This window comes from Ferrovibrio sp. GW821-FHT12E11 (assembly GCF_058806975.1).
This window is the reverse complement of record NZ_JBXAQG010000001.1, coordinates 3,003,463-3,015,205: the sequence shown is the minus strand read 5'-3', so window position 1 is coordinate 3,015,205 and position 11,743 is coordinate 3,003,463. Positions and strand designations below refer to the sequence as shown.

Genomic DNA, 11,743 nt, shown 5'->3' with positions numbered 1-11,743 from the left:
GATGTCCGAACCGGCAAGGTTCGTCTCGCGTGGCGAGGTGGTGACGGTGGAACCCGATGTTCCCCACACCATGACGGTGCTGGAGTATCTGCGCACCCGCCTGCGCCGCACCGGATCGAAGGAAGGCTGCGCCGAAGGCGACTGCGGCGCCTGCACCGTGGTGGTGGCCGAAGCCGGACCGGACGGCAGCCTGCAACATCGCGCCGTCAATGCCTGCATCCTGTTCGTACACCAGCTGGACGGCAAGGCGCTGTTCACCGTCGACGATCTGGCGGATGGCAAACATCTGCATCCGGTGCAGCAGGCCATGGTCGATGCCCATGGCTCGCAATGCGGCTTCTGCACGCCCGGCTTCGTCATGTCGCTGTTCGGGTATTACAAGACCCATGACAAAGCCGATGACAGCAGCCTGAAGGATGCCCTGGCCGGCAACCTGTGCCGCTGCACCGGCTATCGCCCGATCCTGGAAGCCGGGCAGCGCATGTATGATTCCGGCACGGATGACCGCTTCGCGCCGCAGGAAGCGGCACTGCTGCAACAGCTCGCAGCGCTTAAACGCGACCGCATGCTGAATCATGCGACGCCGCAGGGCAGTTTCCTGGCGCCGCGCAGCACTGCAGAACTGGCCGACAGCCTGAGCACCCTGTCCGATGGCGAAAGCTGGATGCTGGCCGGCGGCACCGATGTGGGCCTGTGGGTGACGAAGCAGCATCGCCAGCCGCGCAATATCGTCTATCTCGGCCGCGTGGCCGAGCTGAAGCGGCTGGTCGATCATGGCGACCGCATCGAGATCGGCGCCGGCGTCACCTATACCGATGCCTTTGCCGCCATCGAGAGCCTGCATCCGGATTTCGCCCGCATGGTGCGCCGGCTGGGTTCGACCCAGATCCGCAATTCCGGGACGATTGGCGGTAATATCGCCAATGGCAGCCCGATCGGCGACAGCATGCCGGCGCTGATCGCGCTTGGTGCGACCCTGACCCTGCAGAGCAAGGCGTCGGGCAGCCGCAGCCTGCCGCTGGAGGATTTCTTCCTCGCCTACCGCAAGACCGCCTTGCAGCCAGGCGAGTTCGTCGCGGGCGTGACCGTGCAGAAACCCGGATCGCAGAGCCGCTTCGGCGTCTACAAGCTGTCAAAACGCTTCGACCAGGATATTTCCGCCGTACTGGCGGCATTTCACGTCACACTGCAAGGCGATGTGGTGCAGAGCGCCCGCATTGCCTATGGCGGCATGGCCGGCACGCCAGCGCGGGCGAACAAAACCGAGGCCGCACTCCTGGGGAAGCGGTTTGTACCGGCCGAGATCGAACCGGCGGTGATGGCGCTCGCCGAGGATTACCAGCCGATGAGCGACATGCGCGCCTCGGCCGCCTATCGCCTGCTGGCAGCACAGAACCTCCTGCGCAAATTCTGCCTGGAGGTCAGTCGCGGCGAAAAGATCAGCGTGGAGGCGGCGGAATGACGGCCGTCGTCCACAAGCCGGTCAAGCATGACAGTGCGCCCAAGCATGTCAGCGGTATGGCGCGCTATATCGACGACCTGCCCGAGCCTGAAGGCCTGCTGCATGCCGCGCTGCACCTGAGCGACCGCACACATGCGAAAATCCTCAAGGTCGATGTCAGCCGCGCGCTGGCCCTGCCCGGCGTGCTGGCGGCCATCACGGTGGCCGATGTGCCGGGCAATGCCGATATCGCACCCGTCAAAGGCCCTGAACCCATGCTGGCCGACGGCGTGGTGGAATTCCACGGTCATCCGGTGGCGGCGATTGCGGCTGTCGATCTCGCGACCGCGCGGCGAGCGGCAAAACTGGTACGGGTGGAGTATGAGGACCTGCCAGCGATCCTCAGCATCGAGGACGCGGTCGAAAAACAATCCTTCCTGCTGCCGCCGCTGGGCCTGAAACGCGGCGATGCCACGGCGGCGATTGCAAAAGCGCCGCACCGCCTGAAGGGCGAACTGCATCTGGGTGGCCAGGATCATTTCTATCTCGAAGGCCAGGTCAGCCAGGCGGAACCGCGCGAGGACGGCGATGTGATCGTGCGTTGCTCGACGCAACACCCCTCCGAAGTGCAGAAGCTGTTGGCGCGCGTGCTGGACTGCCCGCTGCACGCCGTCACCGTGGAATGCCGGCGCATGGGCGGCGGCTTCGGCGGCAAGGAAACCCAGGCGGCGCAATTCGCCTGCATCGCCGCCGTGCTGGCGCAGAAAACGGCGCGGCCGGTCAAGCTGCGGCTCGACCGCGACGAGGATATGGCGATCACCGGCAAGCGCCATGATTTCTGGAACCGTTACGATGTCGGCTTCGATGATGAGGGCCGCATCCTCGGGTACGAGGCCGTGCTGGCCGGACGCGGCGGCTGGACCACCGATCTGACCGGCGCCGTGGTCGACCGCGCCGTCTTCCATGCCGATTCCAGCTACTGGCTGCCAGACGTCACCATCACCGGGCTGTGCTGCAAGACCAATACGGTATCGAACACGGCGTTTCGCGGCTTTGGCGGCCCGCAGGGCATGGCGACGACGGAATATGTGATCGACGAGATTGCGCGCTATCTGAAGCGCGATCCGCTGGCGGTGCGACTGGCCAATCTCTACGGCAAGACGGAGAACAACGTCACGCCGTATTTCCAGACCATCAAGGACAACATCCTGCCCGAGCTGCTGGATGAACTGCTGGCCAGCAGCGACTACAGGCGCCGCCGGCAGGAGATCGAGGCCTTCAACGCACAGAGCCCCTATGTGAAGAAGGGCCTGGCGCTCAATCCGGTGAAATTCGGCATCTCGTTCACCACCACCTTCCTCAACCAAGCCGGCGCGCTGGTGCTGGTCTATGAGGATGGTTCGGTGCAGCTCAATCACGGCGGTACCGAGATGGGCCAGGGGCTGTATATCAAGGTGGCGCAGGTGGTGGCCGAAACCTTCGGCATCGGCCTGGACAATATCCGCATCATGGCAACGCGCACCGACAAGGTGCCCAACACCTCGGCCACGGCGGCTTCCGCCGGCGCCGACCTGAACGGCAAGGCGGCGGAGAATGCCGCCCTGGAGATTCGCGGTCGCCTGGCCGAAGTGGCGGCGCCGCTGCTGGGCGTGTCGCCGGATCAGGTGGTGTTCGCCAATGACCAAGTGCGTGGCGGCGGCAAGTCCCTGAGCTTTGCCGAGGTCGCGCACAAGGCCTGGATGGCGCGGGTGCAGCTTTCAGCTTCGGGCTTCTATGCCACACCCGATATCCATTTCGACCGCGCCACCGGGCGCGGCCAGCCCTTCTACTATTTCGCCTATGGCGCCGCCGTCACCGAAGTGCTGCTCGATACGCTGACCGGAGAATACCGATTCACCCGCGCCGACCTGCTGCACGATTGCGGCAGCTCGCTCAATCCCGCCATCGATCTCGGTCAGGTGGAAGGCGCTTACATTCAGGGCCTGGGCTGGCTGACCATGGAAGAACTGTGGTGGGACGATAAGGGCCGCCTGCGCACCCATGCACCCAGCACCTACAAGATTCCCACGGCGCGCGACCTGCCGGAAGATTTCCGGGTGCAACTGGTCTCCGGGCGCGCCAATCCGGCGAACACGGTCTTCCGCTCGAAAGCCGTGGGCGAGCCGCCCTTCATGCTGGGCATCTCCGGCTGGCTGGCTCTGAAAGATGCAGCCATTGCCGCCGCCGGCACGCATCATCTGCAGCTGGATGCACCGGCGACGCCCGAACGCCTGCTGCTGGCGATCCATGCCGCGCGCCACCAGACTACCGCAGCCGACAGCATGGCTGCGAAATGAACTGGCTGAATGCCCTGAGCGACCTGGAGCAGCGCGGCATTCCCGCCGTGCTGGTCACTGTGGCAGCGACCGATGGTTCGGCGCCGCGCGAGGCCGGCACCAAGATGGTGGTGACGCCGGACGATATCGTGGGCACCATCGGCGGCGGCACCTTGGAATTCCGCGCCATCGAGATCGCGCGCCAAATGCTGGTCGCCAGGCGCGGCCCGGACTTGCGCAAGTTCCCGCTCGGGCCTTCGCTGGGGCAATGCTGCGGCGGCACCATGACGCTGTTGTTCGAGCCGCAGCGACCGGACCTGTTCACCGTGGCGCTGTTCGGTGCCGGCCATGTCGGCAAGGCCATCGTTCAGGTTCTCAGCGCCCTGCCCTGCAAGATCCGTTGGTTCGATCCGCGACCCGACGAATTCCCCGACCATGTGCCGCCGGGCGTGAGCGTGGAAGTGACCAATGCGCCGGAGCGCGAGATCGCCGGCCTGCCCGACGATGCCTGGCTGCTGGTGATGAGTCACAGCCATGCCCTCGATCTCGGGATCGTGGCAAAAGCCCTGCTGGAAGACCGCTTTTCCTATATCGGCCTGATCGGCTCGGAGACCAAACGCGCCCGCTTCGTCAAACGCTTCCGCGAGCTGGGCCTGAGCGAACAGCAGATCGCCAGACTGACCTGCCCGATCGGCGTCGAGGGCGTATCGGGCAAACATCCGGGCGAGATCGCCATTGCGACCGCAGCCCAGCTGCTGCAGCTGCGCGAGGCACGGAAACAGACGCTTCGCGTGGTCGACGACAGCGCGGCTTAAAGGCCGAGAATCTTGAGCTGCTCTTCCAGCTCGGCCTTGCTCATCGGATAGTCGCTGCCGTTGCGGGCATTCAGCATCATGCGCGGCGGCACGCGCGCGAGGTCGCGCTGCACCATCACAGCCGTCCGCATGCTGAACTGCGCACGCCAGACCAGTGCGGTAATCAGCCGGCCGTTACGCGCATCGAGGGCCTTCTGGATCACCGACAGCGGAATCCGGCCGTTCTGGATCAGGGCCTGCAGCACGAAATTTCGATCGTTGCGCTCGATCGCATCCTGCACGGCGTCGCTGTCGAGCTTCTTGGCCTTGATCAGTTTCTTGATCTTGACCTCGGCCTCGGCCATCGGCGTATGGCCGTCGCCTTCGTCATCGGCAGCCTTCTCCGGCTCTTCTTCGAGCTTTACATCCAGGCGCTTTTCCATCACCTGCCGCACGGCGGCCAGGGCGTCGGCCGGCAGGTCCTTGCGGCTGGCCAGCAGGCTGAGCAGCGAAGACGCAACGAAGCCGGCGATGCGCTTGGCCGCACCGCCGGGCAGATTGGGACGCTGCACCAGCGGCTCGTGCCAGGCTTCCACGTTGGGCGCGGCATCGAGGATGAGGTCCAGCGTCTCCTCGCGGATCTGGGCCGAATCATTGGCCAGCAACGCCGTCACGGCCGAGACGTCGCGGGTGGCGGCAATCACATCCGACACGCCGGCCGACAGGCCTATACGCTGCGCGATGGCGGTCAGTGCTCCGGACTGCGCCGAGGAGGCGACGATCTCGCGCAGGTCATCATCGGTCAGCAGCGGCGAGAATTGCAGCACCGGGGCCGAGACGATCAGCTCGACATCCTGCGCCAACTGCCTGATCAGATGATGCGGCACATTGGTGGCCGACTTCAGCGCATCCGACAGTGCGGCGCGGATGCGGGCCAGTTCGTCCTGCGCCAGCAGCTCAAGCGTCTGGATTGCCAGTTCTCGCGCCTTGCCGGCTTCATCGGCCGGCATATCGGGCAGCAGACGGGCGACCTTGGCGGCCAGACGGCGGCGTACTTCCTCGGAGGTGTCGTTGGCCAGCAGCAGATGCGCCTGGGCCGGCGTCGCCTCGTTATCGGCGATGGCGCGACGCACGGCCTCAGCCTCGTCGATGGCCAGGTAATACAGAATCTCGGGCTGCGTATCGGCGCGCTGCGCCAGCTTCAGGCGCTCGGCTGCATTGCTGGAGGCCGCCAGCAGCTTGGCCTTGTCGTATTCGATCCCCTTGCCGCTCACGCCGAGACTCCGCTGTCGTTATCCGGCAGGGGCGCGATGAAACTACGCCCCTTGCCGCCTTTCTTGGCGACATACATCGCCTCGTCGGCTCTTGCGATCAAGGCTTCCGCGGTTTCCGGCCCGTCGAGGCGGGAGAATACCGCGCCAATGGAAAAGCCCAGCGGGAAGCCTTCCACGCCATAATCCCGGTCCAGATCGTGGGTTGCCTCGTGCAGGCGGGCCGCGATCGGTTCGGCGGTGGCGCGATCCACCTCTTCGAGCCAGAGCAGGAATTCATCGCCGCCGATCCGCGAGGCAAGGTCGACGCCGCGCAGAATCCGGCGGGTGATTTCAGCCACGGTGCGCAAGACATCGTCGCCGGCCTGATGGCCACGCACGTCGTTCACCTTCTTGAAATTATCGAGATCGAAATAGATCAGGGTACCCCGCTTGGCATTGCGCAGATGGCGGCCGAGCCGTTTGTCCAGCTCGGCCAGGAAGGCGCGGCGATTGAGCATGCCGGTGAGGCCATCGGTGCTGGCCAGCTTGTCGAGTTGCTTATGGGCGCGCCGCAGGGCCTCGACGCGTTCGCGCGCCTCGGTGACATCGCGGGCCACACCACGCACGCCAGTCCAGCCGCCCTTGGCATCGTGCACCGGCAGGCAGGAAACCTCGAAACAACCAACGCTGCCATCCTTGCGCTGCAGGAACACCTCGGCGGCATCCATCGCCTCCTGCGCCTCGAACGGCCAGACGGACGGCCGCGGCGTGAGCGGCGCATCTTTGGCAGCGAAGTCACTGGCCGGGCGACCATCCAGCTCGCGCGCACTGTAGCCCAACGCGCCACGCGGCGAGACAAAGCTGAATCTGCCATCCGCCTTGGTCTCCCAGGCGAAATCGGTGGAACAGGTGACCAGGTCCTTGAACAGCTGGCGCGACTGCATCAGCGCCTGGATCAGGTTGCGCTCCAGGGTGGCATCACGACCGAGCAGCAGCAGCCGGCGCGTATCCGGCGTGCCATAGGGAATGAGAGTCACCTGCAGGGCACTGCCGCCACGCGGGCCCGGCACATCGGCGCGGTCCTGGCGCATGTGGCCGTCGCGCAGCACGGCATCGATCAGCGTGGCGAGATTGGGCAACTGTCCCTCGGCCAGCGCCATGAGCAAGGGGGCCGCGGCATCATTGGCCTGCTGCACGCCGCCGTCGCCATCGAACAGCACCGCAGGCCCGGGAAACTGCGGCACCAGGGCTTCGGGTGCCAGACCAGCATTCGCATCGAATCCGGAACCGTCCATCGTTGCGCTGTTTCCGCCCACTGCGGCACCTCTCCCTGTCCGCGCCGGAGACTGAGGGCGGCGACGGATACTCGCCATTCTAGCCAGAACCCCTTATGGTGCGAAACCGTGATCTCCCCTGCTGCAAAACCCCTGCCCACCCCCTCTGCCGGCCTGCCGCTGTCGGGTGCCGCGCTGCATGGCGCCGCCACCTGGGTCTTCGATCTGGACAACACGCTTTACCCTGCGCACTGCAACCTGTTCGACCAGGTTTCGCGCCGTATGGGCGAGTTCATCGCCACCACCTTTGCCGTCGACCTGGCCGAGGCCAAACGGCGCCAGAAGGGCTTTTTCCATAGCCACGGCACCACACTTCGCGGCCTGATGGTGGAACATGGCATCGCGCCCAAGGCGTTCCTGGATTACGTGCATGACATCGACCTGACTGCGGTGGCCGCCATGCCCGATCTGGGTGCGGCGCTGGACCGCCTGCCCGGCCGCAAGCTGGTCTACACCAACGGCACCGTGGCCCATGCCGACCGCATCCTGCGCCGGCTTGGCATCCATGACCGCTTCGAGGCCGTGTTCGATATCGTCGCATCCGAGTATCTGCCCAAACCCGAGATCGCACCCTATCGCGTGATGCTGCAACGCCATGGCGTCGATCCGACCCAGGCCGTGATGGTGGAAGACATGGCCCGCAACCTGAAGCCGGCAGCGGATCTGGGCATGACCACGGTCTGGGTGCCGACGGCGGAAGCCTGGTCGCAGCCCGATCCGGACGGCCGCGATCATATCCACCATACCGCCCCGGACCTGACCGCCTTCCTGGCCGGCCTGCCCCGGGAATAGGCCGTTCGCCCTGCCCCGCCGGGTTGACTCGGCAGGCTCGGCGGCTATTGTCTCGCCGTTCCGCCAGACCGCCTTATTTTCGAGGAATTCTCCATGTCCGACGCAGCCCTCGCCAAGCAGCTTCAGCCCGTGATCGATGCCGCCTGGGAGGCGCGCGACCAGGTCAATCTGCAGACCAAGGGCGAAGTGCGCAACGCCGTCGAGGCGACGCTGAACGCACTGGACGAGGGCAAGCTGCGCGTGGCCGAGAAGATCGGTGGCCAGTGGACCGTGCACCAGTGGGCCAAGAAGGCCGTGCTGCTGAGCTTCCGACTCACCGACAACATGCTGATCAGCGATGCGCCGGGTGGCGCCCACTGGTTCGACAAGGTGCCGTCGAAGTTTGCCGGCTGGAGCGAGCAGCGTTTCCGCGGCGCCGGTTTCCGCGCGGTGCCGGGTTCGGTGGTGCGCAAGGCCGCCTATATCGCACCGAACGTCATCCTGATGCCGAGCTTCGTCAACCTCGGCGCCTATGTCGACAGCGGCACCATGGTGGACACCTGGGTCACCGTCGGTTCCTGCGCGCAGATCGGCAAGAACGTGCATCTCTCGGGCGGCGTCGGCATCGGCGGCGTGCTCGAGCCGCTGCAGGCCAATCCGGTCATCATCGAAGACAACTGCTTCATCGGTGCGCGCTCGGAAGTGGTTGAGGGCGTGATCGTCGAGGAAGGTGCCGTCCTGTCGATGGGCGTCTATCTCAGCGCCACCACCAAGATCATCGACCGCGCCACCGGCGAGATTTTCGTCGGCCGCGTGCCGGCCTATTCGGTGGTGGTCTCGGGCAACATCCCGGGCAAGCCGCTGCCCGATGGCACACCGGGCCCGTCGCTCTACTGCGCCGTGATCGTCAAGCGCGTGGATGCCCAGACCCGTTCCAAGACCTCCATCAATGAACTCCTGCGCGACTAGCCGCGCAGGTGGCATTACCGGGCTGCCGGGCGGCTGGTGCTAGCGCGCAGGTGGCAATGCGCCGTCTGCGAGCCATGATGCGTGGCCTGAAAACCATTCCTTAACGCTCTGCGGCGAGGCTCTAGACTCCTGTTTTCCCGAGTCAGGCCATGTCAGAGCTTCTTGCTGCCAAATCGCGTCGCATCGACCCCAGCACCTTCCGCCGGGCCACCATCCTGGTGGCCGAGGGTGACCGTGCCTTCCGTCGCACGCTGCGCGATGTGTTGCTGGGCATGGGCTTTCCCAGCATCGTGGTCGCCGGCACTGCCGGCGAGGCCATGCGCCATATCATCGAGCAGCGGCCGAGCGTGATCCTGCTCGACGCCAAACTGCCCGGCAGTGACGGCATCAAGCTGACCCGCCGGCTGCGCAGGGATGGCGACAACCTGCCCGTCATCCTGATGGTGCAGGCTCCAGATGCCACCCTGGTGACCGCCGCACGCGATGCCGGCGTCAACGAAATGGTGATCAAGCCGGTGTCGATGGAAGCCCTAGTGCTGCGGCTGATGCATGTGCTGCAGGTACCGCGCACCTTCATCCGCAGCCCGGGCTATCTCGGTCCGGATCGCCGTCGCCTGCCGGACCGACGCCGCATTGCCGAACGCCGCACGCATCCGCTGCTGCAATCCGATACCGAGCGTCGCCAGAAGCCGGGCCGGCGCAGCGGCGACGAACGCCGGCAGCGCAAAGCGTCCTGATACAGATCCCGGAAAAAAGAAGGCCGGCCGAGGCGGGGACATCGGGCCGGCCGGGCGCGGCGAATCGCGCCTGAGGTTCTATCACGCTAGCCTGCCGCCATGACGCTGGCGTGACGGCCACCGGACTGCTGTAATCCAGACACACAGCTGGCGGACCCGAAATTAGTCCGCTTGCATTACTGTCACGTCCCGCTACAATCCGGCCCCAATATGGCCCGGCAGATCATGGCCGGCCAACAGCCAGTCTGGGAGGACGGCATCTTGGCGATCAGCGCGGCGCGCATCGGCATAAAAAGCGAGCGTCGCAACACGCCGGCACCGCGCATCGATTACGGCACCCTGCCCAACCATGTCGGCTATCTGCTTCGCCTCGCCCAGTTGCGGGTCTGGGAGGATTTCTACGGCCGACTGGCAGAGACCGGCATCAGCCCGGCGCTGTTTTCCGCCCTGATGCTGATCGAACGCAATGCCGGACTCCAGCAGAGCCGGCTGGGCGAAGCGCTCGGCGTCGCCCGCTCCGGCGCCATGACCATGGTGGACCGCCTGGAACAGCTCGGCCTGGTGGAACGCCGGGCCGATCCGCATGACCGGCGCGCCTATGGCCTGTTTCTGACCACCAGCGGCGCGCGGCGCGTGGAAGACCTGATCGCCCGCGTGCAGATGCATGACAAGCTGATCAATGCGGTGCTCTCAGCCGACGAGCATCGCATGCTGATGCAGCTGCTGCGCAAATTCATTTCCGTACCGGCGCCCATCGCCACCGAGGCCCGCGCCGCTGAAACCGCAGCCGCAGCATCTTCTGAACCGAAAACCGCTTCTGTATCATCGCGTACCAAACGGGCCGCCCAGGGTGGGCGACGCCCCAATAACCTGTCTTAACCGGAGGAACCATCATGAGCGTCAAGATCACACGCCGCCAGTTCGCCGCCTCGGCCGCCGCCGGCGCGGCCCTGGCCGCCGGCACCGCCCCCTTCAACATTGTGAAGGCCCAGAGCAACACCCTGAAAATCGGCTCGATCCATCCGCGTTCGGGCTTCCAGGCCCAGCTCGGTATCGCCTGCCAGCGCGGCATCGACCTCGCCCCGCGGGTGCTGAAGAGCATGGGCATCGACGCCAATGTCGAGATCATGAATGCCGATACCGAATCCAACGTCGACGTGGCGCGCAGCCGCGCCGAGAAACTGATCAACGACGGCGCCCATGTGCTGATCGGCGCCTTCGACAGCGGCCAGTCGGCCGCCATCGCCCAGGTCGCCGAGCAGAAGGGCGTGCCCTATATCATCAATATCGCCGCCGCGCCGCAGATCACCGAGCAGGGCTACAAGTTCGTGTTCCGCAACTTCCCCACCGCCCCGATGCTGGTCGGCGATGGCCTCAACCTGATGAAGGGCGTGTTCGAGAAGAGCGGCATCACGCCGAAGACCGCCGTCTTCATGCATGTGAACGATACGTTCGGTCAGTCGATGAACGGTGCGATCAAGGCGATGGCCCCGCGCTTCAACCTGCCATTCCAGATTGTCGACACCATCGCCTACGATCCGCAGGCCAAGGACCTTTCGGTGGAAATCGCCAAGGCCAAGGCCACCGGCGCTGACATGCTGATGCCGGTGACCCGCCTGAACGACGCGATCCTGATGGTGCGCGAGATGGTGAAACAGCGCTGGGAGCCGCAGATCGTAATGAGCCCCGGCGCGCCGGGCTTCTACGAAGGCCAGTTCTACAAAGCACTGGGCAAGTTCTCGAATTACCTGCTCACCAACAACCCGTGGTACAATCCGCGCTCGGGCATTACCCAGAAGCTGCTGGACGAGTTCACCAAGACCTACAAGGGCGAGATGTTCGAACTCAACGTCGGCTTCTCGTTCGAGGCGGTGATGATTGCGGTGAGTGCGTTCAACAGTGCCAAGTCCACCGCCGGCGTGGCGCTGGCCGACGCGATCCGCAAGACCAACATCACCGATCATGTGATGGCGGGCGGCCCGCTGCAGTTCGACGCCAAGGGCCAGAACGTCAACATCAAGTCGGTCACGCTGCAGAATCTGGATCAGCGCCCGAAGGTGGTGCTGCCGCTGGATATCGCGGAAGACAACCTGACCCTGCCGATGCCGAGCTGGACCAAGCGGTAATCA

10 protein-coding genes are annotated in these 11,743 nt (G+C 65.2%); 8 read left to right on the top strand and 2 right to left on the bottom strand.

Annotated elements, in window-relative coordinates:
- The first annotated feature begins 1 nt into the window (after window position 1).
- From xdhA to xdhC, 3 genes are read left to right on the top strand one after another with little or no spacing between them, the layout of a single operon-like run.
- A complete protein-coding gene (gene xdhA, locus AC1ROT_RS14985) occupies window positions 2-1,462 on the top strand; it encodes a xanthine dehydrogenase small subunit (protein ID WP_492999952.1) in 1,461 nt (486 codons plus the stop codon).
- The gene (xdhB, locus tag AC1ROT_RS14980) at window positions 1,459-3,777 is read left to right on the top strand and encodes a xanthine dehydrogenase molybdopterin binding subunit (protein WP_492999951.1); all 2,319 of its coding nucleotides are present in this window, start codon (window positions 1,459-1,461) and stop codon (window positions 3,775-3,777) included. The genes xdhA and xdhB overlap by 4 nt, the downstream gene beginning before the upstream one ends.
- Window positions 3,774-4,571 (top strand): xanthine dehydrogenase accessory protein XdhC, encoded by a 798-nt coding sequence (xdhC, locus tag AC1ROT_RS14975; protein WP_492999950.1) that lies wholly within the window; start codon window positions 3,774-3,776, stop codon window positions 4,569-4,571. The genes xdhB and xdhC overlap by 4 nt, the downstream gene beginning before the upstream one ends.
- Here the strand turns inward: xdhC and AC1ROT_RS14970 are convergent.
- Window positions 4,568-5,824, bottom strand: a complete 1,257-nt coding sequence (locus AC1ROT_RS14970) for a DUF2336 domain-containing protein (protein WP_492999948.1) — start codon at window positions 5,822-5,824, stop codon at window positions 4,568-4,570. The genes xdhC and AC1ROT_RS14970 overlap by 4 nt on opposite strands.
- Entirely contained in the window at window positions 5,821-7,098 is a 1,278-nt protein-coding gene (locus AC1ROT_RS14965; RefSeq protein WP_492999946.1) for a sensor domain-containing diguanylate cyclase, read from the bottom strand. The genes AC1ROT_RS14970 and AC1ROT_RS14965 overlap by 4 nt, the downstream gene beginning before the upstream one ends.
- 108 nt (window positions 7,099-7,206) lie before the next feature.
- Between AC1ROT_RS14965 and AC1ROT_RS14960 the strand changes: the two genes are divergently transcribed.
- From AC1ROT_RS14960 to AC1ROT_RS14940, 5 genes are all read left to right on the top strand, one after another.
- Window positions 7,207-7,929, top strand: a complete 723-nt coding sequence (locus tag AC1ROT_RS14960) for a pyrimidine 5'-nucleotidase (RefSeq protein ID WP_492999944.1) — start codon at window positions 7,207-7,209, stop codon at window positions 7,927-7,929.
- Between the two features lie 93 nt (window positions 7,930-8,022).
- Complete coding sequence (dapD, locus tag AC1ROT_RS14955; protein ID WP_492999943.1) at window positions 8,023-8,877, top strand: 2,3,4,5-tetrahydropyridine-2,6-dicarboxylate N-succinyltransferase; 855 nt, start codon at window positions 8,023-8,025, stop codon at window positions 8,875-8,877.
- A 149-nt stretch (window positions 8,878-9,026) separates the two neighbouring features.
- The gene (locus AC1ROT_RS14950; protein WP_492971781.1) at window positions 9,027-9,614 is read left to right on the top strand and encodes a response regulator; all 588 of its coding nucleotides are present in this window, start codon (window positions 9,027-9,029) and stop codon (window positions 9,612-9,614) included.
- 261 nt (window positions 9,615-9,875) lie between these two features.
- Window positions 9,876-10,493: a MarR family winged helix-turn-helix transcriptional regulator gene (locus AC1ROT_RS14945; RefSeq protein ID WP_492999942.1), complete on the top strand. Its 618-nt coding sequence runs from the start codon at window positions 9,876-9,878 to the stop codon at window positions 10,491-10,493.
- Window positions 10,494-10,507: 14 nt separating this feature from the next.
- The gene (locus AC1ROT_RS14940) at window positions 10,508-11,740 is read left to right on the top strand and encodes an ABC transporter substrate-binding protein (RefSeq protein ID WP_492999940.1); all 1,233 of its coding nucleotides are present in this window, start codon (window positions 10,508-10,510) and stop codon (window positions 11,738-11,740) included.
- The last annotated feature ends 3 nt before the right edge of the window (window positions 11,741-11,743 follow it).